The sequence below is a fragment of the Kocuria sp. CPCC 205235 genome, assembly GCF_040980905.1.
Taxonomy (GTDB): domain Bacteria; phylum Actinomycetota; class Actinomycetes; order Actinomycetales; family Micrococcaceae; genus Kocuria; species Kocuria carniphila.
The window spans coordinates 280293-301682 of record NZ_JAVKPR010000001.1 but is presented as its reverse complement, the minus strand read 5'-3'; the positions used below and the strand labels follow the sequence as shown (position 1 = coordinate 301682).

At 65.0% G+C, this 21390-nt stretch carries 22 protein-coding genes; 14 read left to right on the top strand and 8 right to left on the bottom strand.

All coding sequences use genetic code 11. From position 1 onward, the window contains the following. The first annotated feature begins 35 nt into the window (after positions 1-35). The 4 genes from RF638_RS01430 to RF638_RS01415 all read left to right on the top strand — a co-directional run bounded on the left by RF638_RS01430 (position 36) and on the right by RF638_RS01415 (position 4907). Positions 36-659, top strand: coding sequence for a thymidine kinase (locus tag RF638_RS01430; RefSeq protein ID WP_095798800.1), 624 nt, complete (start codon positions 36-38; stop codon positions 657-659). 479 nt (positions 660-1138) lie between these two features. Continuing rightward, positions 1139-2815 (top strand): Mu transposase C-terminal domain-containing protein, encoded by a 1677-nt coding sequence (locus tag RF638_RS01425; RefSeq protein WP_129701449.1) that lies wholly within the window; start codon positions 1139-1141, stop codon positions 2813-2815. Next, positions 2809-3726, top strand: coding sequence for a TniB family NTP-binding protein (locus RF638_RS01420; protein WP_166826448.1), 918 nt, complete (start codon positions 2809-2811; stop codon positions 3724-3726). Before RF638_RS01425 ends, RF638_RS01420 begins: the two co-directional genes overlap by 7 nt. Next, positions 3723-4907 (top strand): TniQ family protein, encoded by a 1185-nt coding sequence (locus RF638_RS01415; RefSeq protein ID WP_368841264.1) that lies wholly within the window; start codon positions 3723-3725, stop codon positions 4905-4907. Before RF638_RS01420 ends, RF638_RS01415 begins: the two co-directional genes overlap by 4 nt. Before the next feature lie 63 nt (positions 4908-4970). On the opposite strand, the gene RF638_RS01410 is transcribed toward RF638_RS01415, so the two are convergent. Continuing rightward, on the bottom strand, positions 4971-5573 hold the full coding sequence (locus tag RF638_RS01410) for a cadmium resistance transporter (RefSeq protein WP_016997609.1): 603 nt from the start codon (positions 5571-5573) through the stop codon (positions 4971-4973). Beyond that, a complete protein-coding gene (locus RF638_RS01405; protein WP_006590980.1) occupies positions 5570-5929 on the bottom strand; it encodes a helix-turn-helix transcriptional regulator in 360 nt (119 codons plus the stop codon). Before RF638_RS01405 ends, RF638_RS01410 begins: the two co-directional genes overlap by 4 nt. A gap of 193 nt (positions 5930-6122) precedes the next feature. Between RF638_RS01405 and RF638_RS01400 the strand changes: the two genes are divergently transcribed. From RF638_RS01400 to RF638_RS01385, 4 genes are all read left to right on the top strand, one after another. Then, positions 6123-6719 carry a recombinase family protein gene (locus tag RF638_RS01400; protein ID WP_010534181.1) on the top strand — a complete coding sequence of 199 codons (597 nt, stop codon included), beginning with the start codon at positions 6123-6125 and terminating at the stop codon, positions 6717-6719. 7 nt (positions 6720-6726) lie between these two features. Beyond that, positions 6727-8124 carry a Mu transposase C-terminal domain-containing protein gene (locus RF638_RS01395; protein ID WP_368841263.1) on the top strand — a complete coding sequence of 466 codons (1398 nt, stop codon included), beginning with the start codon at positions 6727-6729 and terminating at the stop codon, positions 8122-8124. Further along, the gene (locus RF638_RS01390; protein ID WP_368841262.1) at positions 8121-8921 is read left to right on the top strand and encodes an AAA family ATPase; all 801 of its coding nucleotides are present in this window, start codon (positions 8121-8123) and stop codon (positions 8919-8921) included. The genes RF638_RS01395 and RF638_RS01390 overlap by 4 nt, the downstream gene beginning before the upstream one ends. 240 nt (positions 8922-9161) lie before the next feature. Beyond that, positions 9162-9785 carry a recombinase family protein gene (locus RF638_RS01385; RefSeq protein ID WP_119296828.1) on the top strand — a complete coding sequence of 208 codons (624 nt, stop codon included), beginning with the start codon at positions 9162-9164 and terminating at the stop codon, positions 9783-9785. A 228-nt stretch (positions 9786-10013) separates the two neighbouring features. Here the strand turns inward: RF638_RS01385 and RF638_RS01380 are convergent, their stop codons facing one another. From RF638_RS01380 to RF638_RS01365, 4 genes are all read right to left on the bottom strand, one after another. Beyond that, positions 10014-10787, bottom strand: coding sequence for a sulfite exporter TauE/SafE family protein (locus tag RF638_RS01380; RefSeq protein WP_062862459.1), 774 nt, complete (start codon positions 10785-10787; stop codon positions 10014-10016). Beyond that, a complete protein-coding gene (locus RF638_RS01375; RefSeq protein ID WP_062862458.1) occupies positions 10784-11407 on the bottom strand; it encodes a rhodanese-like domain-containing protein in 624 nt (207 codons plus the stop codon). The genes RF638_RS01380 and RF638_RS01375 overlap by 4 nt, the downstream gene beginning before the upstream one ends. Positions 11408-11485: 78 nt before the next feature. Continuing rightward, on the bottom strand, positions 11486-11788 hold the full coding sequence (locus tag RF638_RS01370) for a rhodanese-like domain-containing protein (protein WP_119296827.1): 303 nt from the start codon (positions 11786-11788) through the stop codon (positions 11486-11488). Between the two features lie 40 nt (positions 11789-11828). Next, a complete protein-coding gene (locus RF638_RS01365; RefSeq protein ID WP_062862456.1) occupies positions 11829-13208 on the bottom strand; it encodes a rhodanese-like domain-containing protein in 1380 nt (459 codons plus the stop codon). Between the two features lie 124 nt (positions 13209-13332). On the opposite strand from RF638_RS01365, the gene RF638_RS01360 reads away from it, so the two are divergent. The 6 genes from RF638_RS01360 (at position 13333) to RF638_RS01335 (ending at position 18423) form a co-directional block, all read left to right on the top strand. Further along, the gene (locus RF638_RS01360) at positions 13333-13590 is read left to right on the top strand and encodes a metal-sensitive transcriptional regulator (RefSeq protein ID WP_062862455.1); all 258 of its coding nucleotides are present in this window, start codon (positions 13333-13335) and stop codon (positions 13588-13590) included. A 63-nt stretch (positions 13591-13653) separates the two neighbouring features. After that, positions 13654-14073, top strand: a complete 420-nt coding sequence (locus RF638_RS01355; protein ID WP_062862454.1) for a DUF302 domain-containing protein — start codon at positions 13654-13656, stop codon at positions 14071-14073. Positions 14074-14126: 53 nt separating this feature from the next. Continuing rightward, on the top strand, positions 14127-15482 hold the full coding sequence (locus RF638_RS01350) for a rhodanese-like domain-containing protein (RefSeq protein WP_062862453.1): 1356 nt from the start codon (positions 14127-14129) through the stop codon (positions 15480-15482). Between the two features lie 309 nt (positions 15483-15791). Beyond that, complete coding sequence (locus RF638_RS01345) at positions 15792-16058, top strand: SHOCT domain-containing protein (RefSeq protein ID WP_062862452.1); 267 nt, start codon at positions 15792-15794, stop codon at positions 16056-16058. After that, on the top strand, positions 16055-17548 hold the full coding sequence (locus tag RF638_RS01340) for a multicopper oxidase family protein (RefSeq protein WP_368841261.1): 1494 nt from the start codon (positions 16055-16057) through the stop codon (positions 17546-17548). Before RF638_RS01345 ends, RF638_RS01340 begins: the two co-directional genes overlap by 4 nt. Before the next feature lie 284 nt (positions 17549-17832). Next, a complete protein-coding gene (locus RF638_RS01335) occupies positions 17833-18423 on the top strand; it encodes a recombinase family protein (protein WP_095798774.1) in 591 nt (196 codons plus the stop codon). Between the two features lie 102 nt (positions 18424-18525). On the opposite strand, the gene RF638_RS01330 is transcribed toward RF638_RS01335, so the two are convergent. Both RF638_RS01330 and RF638_RS01325 read right to left on the bottom strand, forming a co-directional pair. Further along, complete coding sequence (locus RF638_RS01330) at positions 18526-19587, bottom strand: LacI family DNA-binding transcriptional regulator (RefSeq protein WP_368629891.1); 1062 nt, start codon at positions 19585-19587, stop codon at positions 18526-18528. Next, positions 19548-21275: a glycoside hydrolase family 13 protein gene (locus RF638_RS01325; RefSeq protein ID WP_368629892.1), complete on the bottom strand. Its 1728-nt coding sequence runs from the start codon at positions 21273-21275 to the stop codon at positions 19548-19550. Before RF638_RS01325 ends, RF638_RS01330 begins: the two co-directional genes overlap by 40 nt. Positions 21276-21390 lie beyond the last annotated feature (115 nt).

Below are 21390 nucleotides of genomic sequence, written 5' to 3'. Positions count from 1 at the left end.
GTCCCGGTCGGTTGCTGCCGATAGACTGTCCCACCGTGGCCAAGCTCTACTTCCGCTACGGCGCGATGAACTCCGGAAAATCCACGGGTCTGCTGCAGGCGGCCTACAACTACGAAGAACGCGGGCAGCGGGTGTTGCTCGCCAAACCCCAGGTCGATACCAAGGGCGAGGACCAGATTCTGTCCCGCTTGGGTGTCACGCGCACGGTGGATTTCTTGATCCCCCACGGTGCGAGCGTGCTCGAACTCTTCCACCGCTACGCGACAGGTGACGATCCGGATGCGCTCCTCGAGCACGTGGACGCCAAACCCGTTGCGTGCGTTCTGGTGGATGAAGCCCAATTCCTCGAAACCGACCAGGTAGATGACCTGCTGCGCATCGCCGTGCTCCACAACGTTCCGGTCATGGCCTACGGCATCCGCACGGATTTCCGCACCCAGGCGTTCCCAGGTTCGGCGCGCTTGATGGAGCTCGCGCACTCGCTGGAAGAGCTGAAGACCATTTGCCGCTGCGGCCGCAAGGCCGTGTTCAACACCCGCAAGGTGGGGGAGCGGTTCGTGTTCGAAGGCGATCAGGTCGCCATCGACGGCGTCGAGGTTACCTATGAGTCCCTGTGCGGGCAGTGCTACCTCACCGAATCCGGTGGCCGACTGGGCTGAGGTGCCGCTTCGAAAGGCCGAAGCCTATCTCTTCCGTAAAGAGTCACCACATGACGGGTGTGGGGACAGGCCGGGCCGCCCGATTCAATATTGCCGCATGAGCGTCGGTCGGCCTGAGGGCAATCACTTTGCACTTCTGAATAGCCGAGTTGGGCTGTCCAGCCACGGAGTGGTTCTCATAAACAAATCTCGAACGGCAGCGCTGGCACAGCGGATAGTTAGCTGAACATGCTGGTTGTCGGTTAACTCCCTGAAGTTGCAGTCATGTGGATCTCGGGTAAGTGGCGGGATGTTTCGCAGATTATGGGATGCGAGACGTCTCATCGCAAAAATTTGCTGTCATTTTCCGAAGTCGCCTGCACATCCGGCCCCGTGTTCTCGGGGCTTGTGCAGTCGGCTGTTGAACGCTGGCCGTTCAGTAGTCGTGTGCACTAAAGTCGTTTTTGCTCAATAGTCCTGTTCTCAAAGGAGAGGCAGGGATGGACGAAGAACCATACGGGATCCCGTCGCCGGGGCATTTAACGATGTCGGATGCTCAGTGGGAGCAAACTCGGTTGCGTGCTGAAGTGATCGGCAATCTCGCCGAGCGTGACCATGTTGGGGTGGCTGCTGCCGATGAAGCCGCCGTCGAGCTGGGAATCTCTCGCCGACAGGTGTACGTGCTGTTGGAACGCTACCGTCAGGGCTCTGGTCTGGTGACCGATCTCGCCAGCCGACGGTCCGACGGTGGCAGGGGTGGTAACCGGCTGTCGGAGCCGGTCGAGCAGGTCATTCGCGAGCTTGTCCGCACACGGTACTTGACGCGACAGAAGCGAAGCATCGCTTCGCTGCACCGCGAGATCGCCCGAGTCTGTGCTGTGCGGGGGTTGCCGGTGCCGGCGCGGAACACGGTCGAGACGCGAATCGCACGGATGAATCCGATAGCAGTCGGTCGGCGACGAGAAGGGCCCGACAGTGTGCGGCCCTTGCAGTCGGCCGGTGATGACGTCCCAGCGATCGGATCCATCTTGGACCAGGTACAGATCGATCACACCGTCATTGATCTGATCGTCGTCGATGAGCGGGAACGGAAGCCTGTCGGCCGCCCATATCTGACGTTGGCGATCGATGTGTGCAGTCGCTGTCTCGTGGGCATGGTCGTGACTTTGGAGCCGCCCTCGGCGGTGTCTGTGGGCTTATGCCTAGCTCACGCAACCGGTGATAAACGGCCCCGGCTGGAACGACTCGGGATCGAAGCAGACTGGCCGATGAGCGGGAAGCCGAAGGCGTTGTTCGTCGATAACGCCGCCGAGTTCAAGAGCGAGGCACTCACCCGTGGGTGTGAGCAGCACGGCATCGCACTGGACTACCGGCCGCTGGGCCAGCCGCATTACGGCGGGATCGTAGAACGCGTCATCGGCACGGCAATGCGCGAGATCCACGAGCTGCCAGGCACGACGTTCTCGGACCCAGGTGAGCGTGGCCGGTATGACTCCGAGAAAATGGCTGCACTGACTCTTGCCGAACTGGAGAAGTGGCTGAGCCTGGCAGTGGCTGCGTACCACGGCACCGTCCACAGCACGCTGGGCCTGACTCCGGCTGGGCGCTGGGCTGAGGGTGTCCTCGCGGACGGCTCTCCTGTGGTCACGGCGAATCCGACAGCGTTCTTGGTGGATTTCCTGCCGGTGATCCGGCGGAAGCTGACGCGTACCGGATTCGTCATCGATCACGTGCGTTATTTCGCCAACGTGCTCAAGCCCTGGATCGCGCGTCGCGAGAGTCTCGAACAGTTCATCATCCGCCGAGACCCGCGCGACATCAGCCGAATATGGGTGCTGGACCCTGAGGGCGAGGAATACCTAGAGGTGCCCTATCGGACGTTGTCGAATCCTGCTGTCAGCGTGTGGGAGCACCGGCAGGCGCTGGCACGACTGCGTGAACGCGGTGCCGCCGAAGTCGACGAGGTCGCGTTGTTTCGGATGATCGAACAGATGCGTCACATCTCTGAGACCGCCGAGAAGACCACCAAGCGGACCCGCCGGGAAGCTGAACGCCGTAATCACGCGGGAACCACGAGAAAGGCGTCTCCCGCGCCGACACCGGCTCCGCCGGCGACTGCGCCGGAACCGGGCGCGATGCGGCCTGCGGCCCGCTTCGAGGAGATTGAACAATGGTGACAGTCGACGAGGACCAGCCACCGGATCTGTCGCATCTGCATCCATCTGCACAGTCGACGGCGCGGCTGCCAGCTGCCGAGCGGGTCCACAGGATTCGAGCCGACCGCTGGATCGGCTACCCGAAAGCCGTCGAGGCTGTCGGGCGGTTGGAAACGCTGCTCGGGTGGCCACGGAAGCAACGCATGCCCAACCTGCTGCTGGTGGGGCCGACGAATAACGGCAAGTCCATGATCATCGAGAGATTCCGTCGACAGCACCTGCCCACGACTGAGTTGGATCGGGAACACATCCCGGTGCTGTGCGTTCAGATGCCCTCGGAGCCGTCCCCGTTGCGGTTCTATACAGCAATCCTCGCAGCCCTCGGCGCGCCGCTACGGCCGCGCCCTCGTGTGATCGAGCTCGAGCGCCTCGCACTCTCCCTACTGCGCGAGGTCGGTGTGCAGATGCTGGTGATCGATGAGCTGCACAATGTGCTTGCTGGACGTGGTGACGTCCGTCGAGAGTTCTTGAACCTCTTGCGATTCCTTGGCAACGAGCTGCGCATCCCGCTCGTGGGAGTCGGCACCCGTGAGGCATACCTGGCGATACGCTCGGACGACCAACTGGAGAATCGGTTCGAGCCGTTCGTGCTGCCTGTCTGGAAGGCAGGCGAGGACGCCCGGTCGCTGTTGGCCAGCTTCGCGGCGGCCTTCCCATTGCGGCGGCCCTCCCGCATCGAGACCGACGACATGACGCAGTACTTGCTCGCCCGCAGTGAAGGAACGATCGGTGAGCTTGCGCACCTGCTGACCGCGGCCGCGGTCGCGGCCGTCGAGTCCGGCGCTGAGACGATCAACCACCGGACGCTGACGATGGCCGACTACGTTGGCCCCACAGAGCGGCGGCGATTGTTTGAACGCGAGCTGATGTGACCGCCCGCTGGCCGATCCATCCGCGGCCGATTCCGGGTGAAGCCCTCACCTCATGGCTGCACCGGATCGCCGACGGGTATGGGATCACCGTCGATGATCTTGCATTCGATATCGGCTACTCCCTCGACCGCGATACGGATCTCGACCTGGCCCCACCGGAGGGGTTGATCGAGCAACTAGCGATCCAAACCGGAGTCAGCTCCGATCGGATTCACGGCATGAGCATCAGCGGGTACACCCCGTGGCTCTTGGACGACGTCGAGCCTGGCCCCGACGCGTTCAGCACCTACATCCGGCAATTGACCGTTCTCTTGCCCGAGAGGAACCGTCGTCGCCGGACGGTGAGCTCGTGGCGAGCATGGGTCCCGACCGCCGCTGTCCGACACCACCGAACCTGCCCACAATGTGTGCGAGATTCCACGTCTCCTCACCCCTACCTCGTGGTGTGGTCGCTGCCACTGATGCTCTCCTGCCCCGTCCACCACTGCTGGCTTGAGCACCACGACGGTCCGCCCGGCCATTACTACGTATGGCGCGACCCATCGAGCGCCCCCGAACCGCAGAGAGCCTCGCTGGCGATCCGGCGCATGGACGACCGGACGTGGCAAGCCCTGACAGCCGGAGTAGTCGACCTTCCACGGCATCGCATCCACGCCGGCACGTGGTTCCGGCTGCTGCGCACTGTGGTCGATGAGCTTGGTGCAACCATGAGCGAGTGCGGTGCCGCGCAGCGGCTGACGCGCGAGGTGTGGCAGCGCGCGGGATATCCCGTGCGAGCCGGTCAAGCGATGTGGCGGCCCTTTGAAGCGCAGACCCTGCAGAGGCAGACGCGGACCCTCGAAGCCGCAGCCATCGCAATGCGCGTGCTCGAGAACGGTCACCTGACGGGTCTGGGCCGCGATGCCGCATTGTTCCTCCCGGCACCCGACACCTCTCTTGATCCTGGCAAGCCACTGGTAACAACAGGATGCCCGAAATCCCTTAACGAAGCCCTGCACGACGCCGTCGAGGATGCCAAGCAGAACCCGGACAGCGCACGCCAGCTATTCAATCTCATGACGCTCTACCGCAGCGACGACGACGAGCACGTCCACTGTGGCTTCGTTCGCTTGGTGGCGGGGTTTTTGCAGCGCTCCGTGGCGGTCTTGTTGCCGCGATCACGCAGGACTGGCTGCAGGTAGGTGTCGCGGTCTGAACCGAGAGGGGTGCGCCCGGTCGGGGCCGTTTGGATCGCTGCCGCTACGTCAGAGTCCGAAGGCTCCGCCGCTGACGAGGATCACGATGCCGAGGCCGATGAGAACGATGGGGAAGAGGATGTGCTCCCAGCGTTCGAGCACTTCGGCGATCGGGGGGCGGGTGGCGACGAACTTTGCCAGGGCCACCAGGACCGCGACGAGCGCGAGGAAGACGATGCAGTAGGCGACTACTGCGAGAGGTTCCACGCTGAGGAAGACAGGGGTGTAGACGCCGATGTTGTCGCCGCCGTTGGCAAGGGTGACGCCTGCGACTGTCCACACGCCGACCTTCTTGCCGGCAACCTTGGCCTCGTCGTCATCGTCGTCATCGTCTCCGCGCCAGGCCTGCCATGCGGCCCAGAGGCCGAGGCCCAGAGGGATGAGACCGAAGTACGGGATGGCTGCCGAGGGCAGGAATGCTCCGGCACCGATGGTCACCAGGACCGCGGCACCGAGGATGCCGGCGAATCCGAGGTACTGGCCGGCCAGAATGCGGGCGGTAGTGCCGCGCTGGCCTGCCCCTCGCGCGAAGAAGAGGGAGAGCACGATGATGTCGTCGATGTTGGTCGCTGCGAACAGGCCCATCGCCTGCAAGACCGAGGTGAGGATCATGCGCCCTCCCCAGCTGCGTCGCATCCGGGAAGCGAGCAGGCGGGATCGATGCACGGGGCGTCTTCGTCCACTGCCAGGGTGGCATCGACCAGTGCCGTCAGCGCCTGCGCCAGGTGCGAATCGGCGATCTCATATCGTGTCCGACGACCCTCGGGCTCGGAGACGACGATCCCGCAATCGCGCAGGCATGCCAGGTGGTTGGACACGTTCGGGCGTGTCAGGTCCAGATCTCGGGCCAGTTCCGCCGGGTAAGCGGGATGGTCGAGCAGGGTCAAGATGATCCGGGATCGAGTGGGGTCGGCCAGTGCACGACCCAGGCGGTTCATCACGTCGAGACGCGAAGCAATAGTCAACATGGACTGAACTATACAGCGCGCACTGAACACTCGGTCACAGGCGTCAGCCCAGATCGCATGCCCGTAAGGGGAACCCTCACCGGACACCACCGCTACTTATCGAGAGGAACGACGGCACGCCTGGCGGGCTGTCCCGTAAGACCCGTCCGGTGAACTGTCCGGTGAAGGGAGGCTATATGACACACTGGGGAGCATGTCCCCCTTGAAGGTCGGCTATGCCCGAGTCTCCACCGACGAGCAGGACCTGACCGCGCAGCGTGACGGACTCGCGGCGTTCGGCGTCGATCCCAAGCGCATCTACGTCGATCACGGGCTCACGGGCCGCAACGCCGACCGTGAGGGCCTGCGGCAGGCGCTGGCTGCCTGTCGGGACGGCGATACGTTCGTGGTCACCAAGCTCGATCGGCTGGCGCGTTCAGTCCGTGATGCCCACCAGATCGCCGACGACCTCGCGGCGCGGGAAGTGAAGCTGAGCATCGCCGGATCGGTGTACGACCCGACCGACCCGATGGGGAAACTGTTGTTCAACGTGTTGGCGATGGTCGCCGAGTTCGAAGCCGACCTCATCCGTGCCCGCACCCGCGAGGGGATGAAGGTCGCCAAGGCCAAGGGCCGGCTGCGCGGGAAGTCACCGAAACTCACCCCCCGGCAAGAAGCTCACCTCGTCCAGCTACATGCTGCCGACGAGCACACCGTGGGCGAGCTGGCCGAGCTGTTCAGCGTGGGCCGCTCCACGGTCTACCGCGCCCTTCAGCGCGCCGAGCGCGGGCGCGAGAACGCCTTGCAGTAGGTGCGTCGTGGACGCTCGAGCGCGGTGGCGAATCCTCAGGCTCCACGTCGAGGACCAGGTGCCCCTCGCGCGCTTAGCTCGCGAGACCGATGTAGGGCTGCGGACCCTGGAGCGCTGGCACGCCCGCTACCGCGCCGACGGCTACGCCGGACTGGAGACAGCCTCACGGGCGGACGTCGGCTCCCGCCGCCTTCCGCCCGACCTCGTCGACCTGATCGAGGGCCTGGCACTGAGCAAGCCGCGGCCGGCCATCGCCACGATCCATCGCAAAGTCACGGGCATCTGCGCCGCCCGGAGGTGGCCGGTCCCCTCCTACTCGGTGGTGTGGGACATCGTGCGGACCCTGGATCCCGGCATGGTCACCCTCGCCCTGGAGGGCGCAGCGTCCTACCGCGACAAGCACGAGCTGGTGCTACGCCGGCAAGCAGAGCTGCCCAACGCGATGTGGCAATCCGATCACACCATGCTCGACATCCTGGTGGTGGGCACCGACGGCAAGCCCGCACGGCCATGGCTGACAACGATCCTCGACGACTGCTCCCGGGCGGTCTGCGGCTACACAGTCTTCCTGGGCGCACCGTCGGCGATGAACACCGCCCTGGCGCTGCGCCAAGCGATCTGGCACAAGACCGACCCGGCCTGGCCGATGTGCGGCCTGCCCGACGTGCTCTACGTCGACCACGGCAGCGACTTCACCAGTGACCAGCTCGCCCACACCGCCGTCGACCTCCATATCCGACTGATCCACTCCACCGTCGCCCGACCCCAGGGACGGGGCAAGATCGAGCGGTTCTTCGGCACCATCAACACCGAGCTACTCGCCACCCTGCCCGGACACATCACCGAAGGGCACCCCTGGCCGACACCGAAACTGTCCCTGGCCGCCCTCGATAGCGCCCTGGAGGCGTTCGTGGCCACCTACAACGACCGCACGCACAGCGAGCTCGGAACCTCCCCGCGCAGCGCGTGGATCGCCGTTGGCTGGCTGCCCCGAATGCCCGAGAGCCTGGAAGACCTCGACGGACTGCTGTTGACCGTCGCCAAGACCCGCGTCGTGCGCCGCGATGGCATCCGCTTCCCGGGTCTGCGCTACGTCTCGCCGACTTTGGCCGGCTACGTCGGAGGCTCGGTCGTGATCCGCTACGACCCCCGCGACATCACCGAGATCCGCGTCTTCGATCACGACGAATTCGTCTGCAAGGCCGTCAACCAAGAGCACCACGACCAGAAGGTCAGCCTCAAGGAGATCCAGGCCGCGCGCAACGTCCGCCGCCGGGCGCTGCGAGCCGGCATCAACGAACGCATCGCCCTCGTGGCCGCACCTACCGAGACGCCACGGATCACCGAAGCACCGGCTCCGGCGCCGAGGTCGGCGTTGAAGATCTACAAGGAGGACCTCAGGTGAGCAAGCGCTTCATCGTCACCAAGGAGCACCGCCGCTTCACCGAGTTCGCCGACGCCGTGCGCCGCGGGCACACCATCGGTTTGTGCTTCGGATCAGCCGGCGTAGGAAAGACACTCTCCGCGCGCCGCTACGCACACTACGAGAAGGCTCATGACCTGCTGACCTACTGGGGGCCGCGCTCCGACAACGACGCCAAGATCTACGCCGCCTTGAACCGGAGCCGCACCGTGCTCTACACCCCCAGCGTGCTGACCACCCCGCGGACCCTGAAGGACGAGCTGACCCAAGCCATCACCCGCACCAACATGTGCATCGAGCAGCATCTCGTACCTCCCGGCACGGCCACTCCCGAGGCCTGGGGATGGCGAGACGGCAGGAACTACGTGGAGCTGATCATCGTCGACGAGGCCGAACGTCTGCGCCCCACCGCTCTGGAACTGCTGCGCGATCGCTACGACATCGTCCTGATCCTGATCGGCGTGCCCGGCCTGGAGAAGCAGTTCAGCCACTACCCCCAGTTCTACAGCCGAGTCGGTTTCGCCCACCAGTACCGGTCTCTGGGACAAGACGAACTGCTGTTCGTCCTCGAGAGACACTGGCGATCCCTCGGCAAGACCCTCGACCCCGACGACTTCACCGACGCCCAAGCCATGGCACGGATCACCCGCGGCAACTTCCGGCTCCTCGAACGCCTCTTCCCCCAGATCCAGCGGGTCCTGAAGATCAACGAACTCGACACCATCACCAACGACGTCATCGAAGCCGCACAGAGCACCCTGGTCATCGGTGTCACCTGACCCCGCCACGAAGCGACCGAAGAACCCCGCCATTCAGCAGACGAAGTCACACGTCCACCGAGTTCGGAACGATTTCGCCGAACTTGGCATCCCTCTCGAATTTCTGTCACATTAACTGCTTTTAGCGGGGTCTGCACGACATAGAATAAGTAACGGGTAAAGTGACAAATTTTATGTGGCGGCGATACTTCGGTTCTCATGTCACGTAAACGAACGTATAAATGATGGAGGAGAAACCTGATGCTGGTCGGCTACATGCGCGTTTCCAAAGCCGACGGCTCCCAAGCCACTGACCTGCAGCGCGACGCGCTCCTTGCCGCCGGCATCGAGCCTGCGCAGCTGTATGAAGACAAGGCCTCCGGCAAGAAAGAGGACCGCCCCGAGCTGGTCTCTTGCCTTCGGTCCCTGCGGGACGGGGACACTCTAATGGTGTGGAAGCTGGACCGGCTCGGTCGGGACCTGCGCCATCTGGTCAACATCGTCCACGACCTCACCGAGCGCGGCATCGGGCTCAAAGTCCTCACCGGTCAGGGTGCAGCGATCGACACCACCACCGCCTCCGGCAAACTGGTCTTCGGGATCTTCGCCGCCCTGGCCGAATTCGAACGCGAACTCATCTCCGAACGAACCATGGCCGGCTTGGCATCGGCCCGCGCCCGGGGCAGAAAAGGCGGCCGGCCCTACAAAATGACGTCCGCCAAAGTCCGCCTGGCGAAAGCGTCCATGGGTCAGCCCGACACCAAGGTTGGTGATCTCTGCAAAGAACTCGGCATCACCCGGCAGACGCTGTACCGGCACGTCTCGCCCACTGGAGAACTAAGGCCTGACGGCGCTAAATTGCTCTCCCGAAGCCGGGCGCAGTGAATATTGAGTACGACTGTATGGGCCGGCGCCCAGCGGCACGGAGGGTCCCCTTCACAGGCAGGTGTCTCTCTACCGCTTGCAGGTCCGACACCGCACCCAGTTGCTTGAAATCCAGTGCCAGGTTTGCTTACTAGTTGCAGATGCGGTTGGTGCATCGATCAACCCCGGTGGCGGTTACGGCACTGGGACAGTCGCTGAGCGCGGTGGAACGAAAGGAGCGGCGAATCGTCAGCCGCCGATGATGCCGATAATGGTGCTCACCGCCACGATGGCGGCGACGGCGAACACGAGGATGGCGAAGGCGGTGCGAACGTGTTTGCTGTTGAGTTTGTGTGACAGGCGGCTCGCGGCGAGCGAGCCGGCGATGGCGGGAATTGCGAAGGCCAGTGTTGGGACCCAGTCGATGGTGAAGCCGGTGGCGTGGGCACTGAATCCTGCTGCTGCGTTGATGGTGATGATGACCAGTGATGTTCCGACGGCCTGCGACATCGACAGACCGAGGAACAGCGTCAGTGCCGGAACGATGAGAAAGCCACCGCCGACGCCGAGCAGTCCGGTGAGAAAACCGATCCCAAGTCCGACGGCGGCTGCCTTGGGTAAGCACGATCGCAGGAAGGATCCCTGATCGGAGCCACAGTGTCCGGTTATCTCTGGTGTCTTGGTGAGCATCCGGGCCCCGGCGGCCACCATGATGGCGGCGAAGGCGAGAAGGAGCACCTCTTCGTTCAGGAGCCGGCCGGCGGCGGCTCCGCCCCATGCCGCTGGAATGCCGGCGGCCCCAACCGGCAGTGCGATACGCCAGCTGATACCGGTGCGGATACGGGGGATGACGGCGGCTATGGAGGAGAGTCCGACGACGAGTAGTGAGGTGGGGATGGCGTCGTGGGTGCTCATTCCCACGCCGTAGACAAGCGCGGGAACGGCAATGATGGAACCGCCGGCCCCGACCAGGCCCAGGACCGCTCCGACGAGCAGTCCCAGGGCCAGGGCGGCGGCGATCATGAAGCCTGGGTCTGCGGTGCCGGTCCCCGGGAGGGCAGTTGCAGGATGACTGCTTCGCGGGTTGGCTCCTGAGCCGCGCGGTTCCAGGGCATTGCGGCCAGTGCTTTGCCCATGGCGCAGGTGTTGGTCGCGGCGGAGAAGGTCAGTCCGGTGCCGATGGCCCCGGCGAGCATGCGGAATTTCGGTGAGAGGAACTTGCCGCCGGCGAGCCCGGTCACGACGAGGGAGCCGGCGACCAGGCGGACCTGGCGTTCGAGGTCCCAGCGTTGGGTGCCGTGGACGACGTCGCCGCCGGCGGCCGCGTAGGCGGGAATGCCTCCGGTCAATACATGGGCGGCTTCCACGCCGGCGCCGTTGAGGCGCTGCCGTGCCTGTTCGGCACGCGTGCCGGATTGGCAGACCAGTACGGTGCGTCGGCCGAGCCGCCCTGCGAGCTCATCGGCGTGTTCGGAGAGCAGCGGCAGCGGCACGTTGTATGAGCCGCGGATATGCACCGTTTCGAATTCGGCTCCGCTGCGCACGTCCAACACGATCAGGTCATCGTCGGTGTCGATCCAGGACTGCAGCGTTGCCGCGCCCACGGTATCGATCGTGGGTTTAGGTTGTGTTGAAGTAGTCATACTTTCCTTTGTGCTCAAGGTGTCCCCGCCGCCGGCAAGGACCGGCGGCGGACCGCCGGGATGGGTGGATGCGCCTTTTTAGGGCTTGTGTGTGGGTCGACCTTCGGTTTCCCAGGCGGTCATGCCGCCGGCCATCGTGTCTGCGCGGAAACCTGCGACCAGCAGGTCCACGGCCGCGTGGGCGCTTCGGTTTCCGCTGGCGCAGACGGTGATGACCGGCCGGCCCGCATCGAGTTCTCCAAGACGGGATGCCAGTTGGCCGAGCGGGATGTGCACTGCGCCGGGGATCATGCCTTCGGCGGTTTCAGCCTCTTCACGTACGTCCAGGATGGTCGCAGTATTGCGGCGTGCATTGGCCTCTGCGGTGGTGATTTCGGACATGGCGGTATTTCCTTTCCGGTGATGGTGCTGCCCGGTGTTCTTAGGCGTTGGATGGTTCGTGAGTGGCTGTCCAGGCGCTGTAGCCACCGGTCAGATCCTTAACGTTGGTGTGGCCGAGGGCTCGCAGGGTGCTGGCGCCGACGCTGGAGCGCCACCCGCCGGCGCAGTGTACGAGGACGGGCCGGTCCGCGGGGACTTCGTTGTGGCGCTGCGCCAGTTCTGCCAACGGAATCCGCACGGAACCGGGCACCGCGCCGTCTTCGATTTCACCGGGATTGCGGACATCGAGAACCGTGGCCCCTTCGTTTTGGCGTTCTGTGTCGAAGGTTTCGACGTCGACGCGTTCTCCCCGCTGGACAATGTCGCCGAGTTCGGTGAAGGCGCGTGCCGGTTCGTTGAGGTAACCGGCCACCCGGTCGAAGCCGATCCGGCCCAGCCGCATCGCGGCCTCTTCTTCACGTGACGCGTGGGTGATAAGGACGATCTCCTCATCTGATCCGATGACCATGCCGGCCGTCTCGGCGAAGCGTCCGTCGAGTCCGACGTTGAGAGATCCGGCGAGGTGGCCTTCGGCGAAGTCCTCCGGTGAGCGGGTGTCGAGGATCCGAGCGCCGCGGGCGGCGGCATCCTGCAGGTCCCGTACGGACAGTGCACGGAGGTCACTGGCGGCGCCGATCAAGGGGCGGTCCTGACGGTTCAGTACGGCATCGACGGCAAAGTACTCCGGGATGGCCGGCTGTCCACTGCGGATCATGGCAACGAATTCGTCTTCACCCATCGGCTGGACGGAGAGGTTCATCATCCGCTGCGCACCGATAGTGGACTCGAGTTCATCCGAAAGGTTTTTGCCGCATGCGGAACCGGCGCCGTGGGCCGGCAGCACACGCACGTCGTCGGGAAGCTTCATCAGCACATCATGGATCGACGCGTAAAGGGCACGTGCCAGCTCGTCCGGGTCGGCGCCGACGGCGGCAGCCAGGTCGGGGCGGCCGACATCGCCGATGAACAATGCATCGCCGGTGAGTACCGCATCCGGGCTCGCACCGGACTGTTCGCGTACCAGTACGCTGATCGACTCCCAGGTGTGCCCGGGAGTCTCCAGGATCTCGAGTTCGACCTCACCGAGGGAGACCTTATCGCCGTGGCTGAAGGTGCGGATCTCGTATTCGGTTTCTGCTCGGCGGCCGTAGCCGATCCATGCGCCGGTGGCCTGGGCGAGTTCAAGGTGGCCGGCGACGAAGTCGGCGTGGAAGTGGGTATTGATCACCCCGGTGATCGTCAGGTTGTTCGCCGCCGCGTCGGCGAGGTACTCGCCAATGTCGCGCCGCGGATCGACGACGACCGCCTGACCGCTTCTCTCATCGCCGATCAGGTAGGAGCCATGGGACAGGCAGCCGAGGTAGTACTGATTCACGATCATTATCGTCCTCCAAAGGATTGTCGTTGGTGGGAATGAAGCCAGTCTTACACATACCCTAGGGGGTATGCAATAAGCCCCTGGGGGTATACAATTGAAGGCAAGCACGAAAGACTATGGAGGAACAATGCAACTCGACACCACAGATCTGGGCCCGGTCGTGAACCGGCTCAAGCGTGCACAGGGACAACTTGGTGCCGTCACACGGATGCTCGAAAACGGCAGTGACTGCAAGGATGTGGTGACTCAGCTTGCCGCCGTATCGCGGGCGCTGGATAAGGCTGGATTTGCCATCATCGCCAGCGGGCTTCAGCAGTGCATGAGCCAGGAGGACCCCAGTATCGATAAGAAGGACTTGGAAAAACTGTTCCTCTCCCTCGCCTAACAGCACCCCCGCCCGCACGAATCGTCAAGCAGCACTGCAGGTACAACCAGCAAGGAGCAGCAGATGAGCTACACCCACACGATCACCGTCGACCTTTCCTACACCGACGCCGTGGAACGGACCAAGGAGGCCCTCTCTGAACAGGGGTTCGGCGTCCTGTCGGAAATCGACGTCCGCTCCACCTTCGAGAGCAAGCTGGGCGCTGAGGCCGCAGAGGCGCTCGGCGATTACGTCATCCTGGGTGCCTGCAACCCCGGCCTGGCCCAGCGCGGCCTCACCGCCGAGCCGGATCTGGGGGCGCTGCTGCCGTGCAACGTCGTCGTGCGCCGCGGCCCATCAGCCGGCACCACGGTGGTCCAAGCCATTGACCCGCAAACCATGGTCGAGCTCAGCGACACCGATGCTGTCCGCGAAGTGGCCGACGATGCCGATACCCGGCTGCGCGCCGCATTAGCTCAATTGCCGGCCGCCGCCGGAGCGTAGGAACCCCACCTATTCCATCAGCGTGAACAGTGCCCATAGTGAAGGAGCATCCCATGGACGTCATCACGATCGACACCCCGCAACTGGGCGACCGCAGCTACCTGGTCCACGACGGCACGAGTGCACTGGTGATCGACCCGCAGCGCGATACCGACCGGCTCGAAGCCGCCGTCCGGAATGCGGGGGTGAAAATCACCCACGTTGCCGAAACCCACATCCACAACGACTACCTCACCGGCGGGCTGATGCTCGCCAAGGCTCACGGGGCAGAGTATCTGGTCAACGCCGCCGACCCCGTCGACTACGAACGGACCCCGGTTGCCGACGGGGAGGTCTTCCAGGTCGGCGATCTATCCGTCAAGGCGGTGGCCACGCCCGGGCACACCCACACCCACCTGTCCTATATCGTCAGCGATGGTCAAGGGCAGGCGGTTTTCTCCGGAGGGAGTCTGCTGTATGGCTCCGTTGGGCGCACCGACCTGGTCAGCGACGATGACACCGAGACCCTCACCCGGAACCAGTACGCCTCGGCGCGGCGGCTCGTTGCCGAAGCCGTCCAGGACGCCCCGCTGTATCCCACCCATGGGTTCGGTTCCTTCTGCTCCAGCGGACCTGCCGCCCAGGTTGATTCGTCCACTATCGGCGAGCAGGCCCGGGACAACCATGCTCTGACAGATCCGGACGAGGACCACTTCGTTTCGGAATTGATCGCCAACCTCAGCGCTTACCCTGCCTACTACGCACACATGAGCCCCCTGAACATTGAAGGCCCCGGTCCCGCGGACCTGACAGTGCCAGAGTCGGTCGACGCCGGCGAACTCGGCCGCCGCCTCAACGACGGCGAATGGGTCATCGACCTGCGCAACCGGGTCGCTTTCGCCAGCAACCATCTGGATGGGTCCGTCAGTTTCGAATATGGCGACGGGTCCAGCTTCACCGGATATTTGGGCTGGGTGCTGCCCTGGAACGACAAACTGACACTGCTCGGTACGCACGAAGATGTGGAGAACGCGATCCGGGACCTGTCCCGGATCGGCATCGATTCCCCCGATACTGCCACCGGCGGCGGCCCGGCCGAATGGGCCCATGGAGTGCCAACCGCCAAGTATCCCCGGGTTGGCTGGGATGAGGTTCCCCGCGGCAGCACCGGTGACGAAGTCATTCTTGACGTGCGGCGCACCGACGAGTTCGAAACCTCCCACATTCGAGGGGCCGTCAACATCCCCGTCCATGACCTGCCGTCCCGGATGGGCGACGTCCCGCCACAGCGGCTGTGGGTGCACTGCGCCTCCGGCTACCGTTCCGGCATCGCCGCGAGCCTGCTGCAGCGCGCCGGCAAAGACGTGGTCCACATCGACGCCATGTTCAACGAGGCCGAAAGTGTCGGCCTGCCCATGGCCGAATCGTAACCGCTCCTCACAGCGACAGCCTTCGCGCTGGCTCACCAGGCTCTGCTGTTCCGTGCCCGATTCGCTGCTGCTGCGCTTCGGACAGGCCCAGCCCGGTTAGCGACCGCGATCGAAGAAGCCACCGAAGCTGGGATCGCCGCCGTCTCCATCGGCGGGGCCCCTGCAGCACACGGTCCATCCCGGTGGTGGTGAGCAGGAAATGCCCGCTGCCCAAGGCTTGAGAGGTCAAAACTGGGTTGACACATACCGGCAAGAGACACATAGGACTGAAGATCTGACCATGCACGACCAGAGAGAAGGAGCACGATCATGATGAACGGCGGCGGTATGGGTGGTATGGGATTGATGTGGGTCTTCGGGCTGCTGGTGCTCGCCGGGGTAATCGTGCTGGTGGTCGTGCTGGTAAAGACCCTCTCCGGCAGATCCTCGAACACCGGCGCACCCGATCACGGTCGTGCCCCCGGCGCGGATCCTGGCCGGGGGCGGGAGATCCTCCAGGAGCGCTACGCCCGCGGCGAGTTGAGCGCCGAGGAGTACCGCGAACGGTTGCAGACCCTCGAAGATGACGGCCGGTGAGCCCGCTGACCCGCCGGCAGCTGCTGGCGCTTGGCGCGGCAGGGGCCGGTGCCACCGTCGTCGGCGGGACCGGGCTGTGGTGGACCGCCACCGGCGGCCGCGGGTACACCGGTGGTGAGGACCTGATCGAACCGCAGGTGCTGGCCAGCCGCGAAGGCGTGCTGGAACTGGACCTGACCGCCGCCCAGACACGCATCCAGGTCGGCGGACGGCAGGCATCCGTGAAGGCTTTCAACGGCTCCCTTCCCGGCCCGACTCTGCGCGTGGCACCCGGAGATACAGTGCGGGTTGCGATGACCAACCGTCTGGAGGCGCCGACGAACCTGCACGTGCACGGGATGCACGTTTCCCCGGAAGGCAACGGCGATAACCCGTTCGTGAGTATCGCACCCGGTGGGTCCTTCAACTATGAGTTCGCCTTGCCCGCCGACCATCCGCCGGGCACCTACTGGTACCACCCGCACCGCCACGGCCACGTGGCCGATCAGGTCGCCGCTGGACTCTACGGGGCCATCATCGTTGAGGACACCGAGCCGGTCCCGGTCACCCGGGAGCGGGTCATGGTGGTCTCGGATCTGACCCTGGATGCTTCGGGCAACCTCGCCGAGGTGAGTCAGATGCAACAGATGATGGGCCGGGAAGGTGAGGTCGTGCTGGTCAACGGAGCGGTCCGCCCGCAACTGAACGCCGCGCCCGGGGAGCGGGAACGGTGGCGAATCGTGAACGTCTGCCCCTCCCGGTACCTCCGACTGCGGTTGGAGGGCCAGCAGGTGCGGGTGCTCAGCCGCGACCTCGGCCGCCTGCCGACCCCCGAGGACATCACCGAAGTGGTGCTGGCCCCCGGCAACCGCATCGAGATGCTCGTGGAAACGACCGAGGGCTCCTCCACGCTGGTCGCCGCACCGGTGGACCGCGGCGGCATGGACGCCATGATGGGCGGGACCATGATGGGTGACAACGAGACCGGTAGCGGCGAGCCGGTCGAGCTGCTCACTCTGACAGTGTCCGGAGCACCCGTCCAAAAACCTCCACCTGTGCCTGAAGGACCGGGCCTGCGAGATCTGCGCGGGGAGCCGATCACCGCCCGCCGCACCCTGGACTTCGCCATGGGCATGGGCGGCGGGGCCATGATGGGCAGTGGGGGCGGTGAGGGGGACACCACGATGATGGCCTTCACCATCAACGGCCAGGAGTTCGGCCCCGACCGGGTCGACACCCCCGTGGCGGCCGGGACCGTGGAGGAGTGGACCCTGAAAAACTCCAGTCCCATGGACCACCCCATCCACCTGCACGTATGGCCCATGCAGATCGTCCAGGACGGAAACCGCGACCTCTCCGAACCGAGGTGGCAGGACGTAGTGAACGTCCCGGCCCGCAGCCAGGTAAAAGTCCTCATCGCCTTCGAGGACTTTCCCGGGAAGACCGTCTACCACTGCCACATCCTCGACCACGAGGACCAGGGCATGATGGGCACCGTAGAAGCCCGCTGACCGCGACGTGCGGTGACGACCGTGGCGACACAGTGCTCCGTGCCCTGCGCCGCCAGGCGAAAAAATGAGGGAAGCGCCGAAGAACAAGATCAGCAGGGTCGTCGATCAGAGCGCGGCCTCCAGCAGATAGTGCAGCCGACTTCGGACATTCCGTGCAGCCGACTTCTGAAAATGACATTTGCGCCCGCATGTTTTCGCGATTCGGCATGTCTCGCATCCTTGTGCTTTATCCATGCCCCTAGAATCGGATACTCAACGTCGGTTGCGAGACAGATGAGGTGGACATGGGGAAGCTGATCGGGTATGCCCGAGTCTCGACACGGCAACAAGACGCAGACCGTCAAGTGTCTGACCTCTTGGCCGCCGGCGTGCGGCCTGACGACGTCTATGTCGACAGTGGAGTGTCTGGAGGGCGTGCATCTCGTCCGGCCTTCGACAAAGCGGTGACCGCCCTCGAGGAGGGCGACACGTTGGTCATCACGACGCTGGACCGACTGGGTCGCTCGACGCAGAACATGTTGGTCTTCGCCGAAGCACTGCGGGGGAGGGGGGTGGGGCTACGGGCGTTGAATCTTGGCGGAGGAGACGTGGATACCGCCACTCCGATGGGCTCGATGGTCTTCACCGTCATGGCGGCTCTGGCGCAGATGGAGTTGGAGATCAAGCGGGAGCGGATCACCGACTCGGTGGCCAAGCGCAGGGCTGCTGGCAAGGACCTCGGTGGGCGGCGCCAGACGTTCACCGACTCCCAGATCCGCAATGCCCTCCGGTTGATCGACGGCGGGGAGCCGGCCACCCAGGTCGCCCGGGATCTCGGGATGTCGAGGGCCACCCTCTACCGGCGCATCAGAGAGTTGCCAATACCGACCGTGTGAACCCATAGGGGCTCAGGGATGACGCCGGTTCTCCGTGCTGGGATCTGTGCCTGAACGGTCCGGCTTTTGTTTGATGGCAGAAGTGCGGGGAGTTGTGACAGGTCAGATTGCGGTCGGGTTGGCTGGGGTCCCGGTGGAGGATCGGACGACGAAGTTGGCTGGGACGATCTCGTTCGTGGGCTCGGTGTTCTGTCCGGTCAGGTGCTGGAGGAGCCGCCGGATGGCGTGGACGCCTTGTTGGCGGGCGTGCTGATCGATGGTGGTCAGGCCGAAGGCCTCTCCGATGGGGTGGGCGTCGATGCCGATGACCGACAGATCCCCGGGCACGGTGAGCTCGAGGTCCCTGGCTGCCAGGATTGCCCCGGCGGCCATCTCGTCGGAGGCAGCGAAGATGGCCGTGGGGCGGTCGGTGGGGTCCGCCAGGAGATTCTTGGCCCGTTGGTAGGCGTCGGTGAAGGTGTAGTCGGCGATGAGCGACCACGTGGGTTCGATGGGCAACCCGGCCTTGGTCATCGCCTGTTCGTAGCCGGTGCGGCGGTCGTTGGACATGGGGAAGTAGCGCCTGCCCTCCTCGGCCCCGCCGAGATGGGCGATCCGCCGGTGGCCCAGTCCGATGAGGTGTTCGGTCGCGCGCCGTCCGACGTCGAGGTCGTCGATGCTGATGGTGGACGCACCCACCAGGGGGCCTCCGACTCCGACGAGGGGGATCCCGGCGGAGAACAGCTGCTCTGTCTCCGCCGGATCCAGTTGCAGGGAGACCGCCACGGCCGCGTCCAGTCGCTTGCGCAACAGGAAGTCGGTCAGCACCGTCTCCCGGTAGCGGTCTCCTTCGAAGTTGTACAGGGACAGGTCGTAACCGGCTTCCATGAGGGCGCCGGCCACTCCTTCCAAGACGGTGGAGAAGTACCACCGGTCGACGTAGGGCAGCGCCACTCCGATGTTGCGGCTGCGGCCGCTGGCCAGGCTCGAGGCGTGGTAGGAGACGACGAAGCCCAGCTCCTGGGCGGCCTGCTGGACCCTGGCCCGGGCGCGGGGGGACACCTGGCCGTTGCCGCTGAGTGCACGGGAGACGGTGGCGGTAGATACTCCGGCTCGCGCGGCGACGTCCTGCAATCGCGGAGGGTTCACGGGTATGTCGTCGCGGGGTCGTCCAGGTGCAGCCATGTGCTTTCCTCCGGGTGCAAGAGATAGGGCGTGTCCGTCTCGGGATCGCTGCGCAGCAGCACCGGCAGGTCCGGCAGCTCCACAGCAGTGGTGCCCATGTTCAGCAGTACCAGGACATCATTGTTGAGGAATCCCACGCAGTTGCGTGCGGTGAAGTCCTCGGCCCAGGCCAGGGACCCGCAGCCCAGTCCGTGGGTTCGTCGCAACGCCAGCGCTGCGCGGTAGAGCGACAGCGTGGAGGCGGGGTTCTCGCGCTGGGCCTGGCGGGAGAGTTCCGACCAGTCGGAGGGTTGCGGCAGCCAGGACTGACCGGTGGCGCTGAACCCCAAGGAGCCTCCCGTGGTCGTCCAGGGCAGCGGCACCCGGCAGCCGTCGCGCCCGAGACGGTCGCCCCCGGTGCGGTGATAGGTGGGGTCCTGCCGGACGTCATGAGGCATGGTCGTGTGATCGGGCAGCCCGAGTTCCTCACCCTGGTACAGGTACACCCCACCCGGTAGGCCGAGCATGAGCAGGGAGGCCGCCTTCGCCCGGCGCGTGCCCAGCAGGTGGTCCGGCTGCTCGTCTTCGGGTCCGAGGCCATCGCCTGGGCGGGGCGTGTTCTCGGGCAGACCCAACCGGGTGGTGTGCCGCACGACGTCGTGGTTGGAGAGCACCCAGGTGGTAGGGGCTCCGACCGCGTCGAAAGCCTCGAGGGAGGAGGTGATGATCCGGCGCAGCTCCGTAGGGTCCCACGGAGCCGCCAGGTAGGAGAAGTTGAAGGTCTGGTGCATCTGGTCCGGGCGCACCCAGTCCGCCAGGCGGTCGAGCGGGTCCACGCTGGCCTCAGCGCACAGGATCCGTTCCCCGTCGTATTCCGCCAGCACCTCGCGCCAGCGACGGTAGATGTCGTGGATCTGCGGCTGGCCGAACATCGGGGCGTCGGTGAAGGGGTAGCCCGGGATGCTGCCGCCGTCGGCCCGTCCTCCCCAGTCGGGAAGGCCCCGGGCCTTGATCAGCGCATGGGCTACATCGACCCGGAATCCCGCGACGCCGCGGTCGAGCCAGAAACGCAGGACACGTTCGAATTCCACGCGGACGAGCTCGTTGTCCCAATTGAAATCGGGTTGGGAGGAGTCGAACAGGTGCAGGTACCACTGGCCCGGCTCCCCGTCGGCCTCCACCACCCGGGTCCAGGCCGGGCCGCCGAAGTGGGACTGCCAGTTGTTCGGCGGCAGCTCCCCGGAGGGGTCCTGCCCGTCACGGAAGATGAACAGGTCGCGCTCAGGGCTGCCGGGGACGGCGGTCAGGGCTTGACGGAACAGCGTGTGCTCCACGGAGCAGTGGTTGGGCACCAGGTCGATGATCACCCTGATGGACAGCGCCTCGGCCGCGGCCACCAGTGCGTCGAAGTCCTCCAGCGTGCCGAAGACCGGGTCGACGTCGCAGTAGTCGCTCACGTCGTAACCACCGTCGCGGTGGGGGGAGGGCTGGAAGGGCGAGAGCCAGATCGCATCAATGTCCAGCTGCCCCAGCTGCCCCAACTCTGCGGTGATGCCGGCGAGGTCGCCGACGCCGTCCCCGTCGAGGTCGCGGAACGAACGGGGATACACCTGATAGATCACCGAGGACCGCCACCACTTCGGGTCCTGGTCGCGGGCATGCAGCGGGGTGAGGCGCAGTGACTGGAGCTCACCAGAGGTCGTCGACATGAGCACCATCGTAGGGCTCGCACACCCAAACTGAAAGCGCTTACTTGTCTGAACGGCTCTTTCGGCAACTGCTCTCTCGACCGTGGACACCGAAACTGTAAACGCTTACAGTAGT

What these genes read in the sequence shown, in the direction of transcription:
- RF638_RS01425 (WP_129701449.1), top strand. Translation starts at nt 1,139, where the DNA reads ATGGACGAAGAACCATACGGGATCCCGTCGCCGGGGCATTTAACGATG.
- RF638_RS01420 (WP_166826448.1), top strand. Translation starts at nt 2,809, where the DNA reads ATGGTGACAGTCGACGAGGACCAGCCACCGGATCTGTCGCATCTGCAT.
- RF638_RS01410 (WP_016997609.1), bottom strand. Translation starts at nt 5,573, where the DNA reads ATGATCCTCACCTCGGTCTTGCAGGCGATGGGCCTGTTCGCAGCGACC.
- RF638_RS01405 (WP_006590980.1), bottom strand. Translation starts at nt 5,929, where the DNA reads ATGTTGACTATTGCTTCGCGTCTCGACGTGATGAACCGCCTGGGTCGT.
- RF638_RS01400 (WP_010534181.1), top strand. Translation starts at nt 6,123, where the DNA reads ATGTCCCCCTTGAAGGTCGGCTATGCCCGAGTCTCCACCGACGAGCAG.
- RF638_RS01385 (WP_119296828.1), top strand. Translation starts at nt 9,162, where the DNA reads ATGCTGGTCGGCTACATGCGCGTTTCCAAAGCCGACGGCTCCCAAGCC.
- RF638_RS01380 (WP_062862459.1), bottom strand. Translation starts at nt 10,787, where the DNA reads ATGATCGCCGCCGCCCTGGCCCTGGGACTGCTCGTCGGAGCGGTCCTG.
- RF638_RS01375 (WP_062862458.1), bottom strand. Translation starts at nt 11,407, where the DNA reads ATGACTACTTCAACACAACCTAAACCCACGATCGATACCGTGGGCGCG.
- RF638_RS01370 (WP_119296827.1), bottom strand. Translation starts at nt 11,788, where the DNA reads ATGTCCGAAATCACCACCGCAGAGGCCAATGCACGCCGCAATACTGCG.
- RF638_RS01365 (WP_062862456.1), bottom strand. Translation starts at nt 13,208, where the DNA reads ATGATCGTGAATCAGTACTACCTCGGCTGCCTGTCCCATGGCTCCTAC.
- RF638_RS01360 (WP_062862455.1), top strand. Translation starts at nt 13,333, where the DNA reads ATGCAACTCGACACCACAGATCTGGGCCCGGTCGTGAACCGGCTCAAG.
- RF638_RS01355 (WP_062862454.1), top strand. Translation starts at nt 13,654, where the DNA reads ATGAGCTACACCCACACGATCACCGTCGACCTTTCCTACACCGACGCC.
- RF638_RS01350 (WP_062862453.1), top strand. Translation starts at nt 14,127, where the DNA reads ATGGACGTCATCACGATCGACACCCCGCAACTGGGCGACCGCAGCTAC.
- RF638_RS01345 (WP_062862452.1), top strand. Translation starts at nt 15,792, where the DNA reads ATGATGAACGGCGGCGGTATGGGTGGTATGGGATTGATGTGGGTCTTC.
- RF638_RS01335 (WP_095798774.1), top strand. Translation starts at nt 17,833, where the DNA reads ATGGGGAAGCTGATCGGGTATGCCCGAGTCTCGACACGGCAACAAGAC.
- RF638_RS01330 (WP_368629891.1), bottom strand. Translation starts at nt 19,587, where the DNA reads ATGGCTGCACCTGGACGACCCCGCGACGACATACCCGTGAACCCTCCG.
- RF638_RS01325 (WP_368629892.1), bottom strand. Translation starts at nt 21,275, where the DNA reads ATGTCGACGACCTCTGGTGAGCTCCAGTCACTGCGCCTCACCCCGCTG.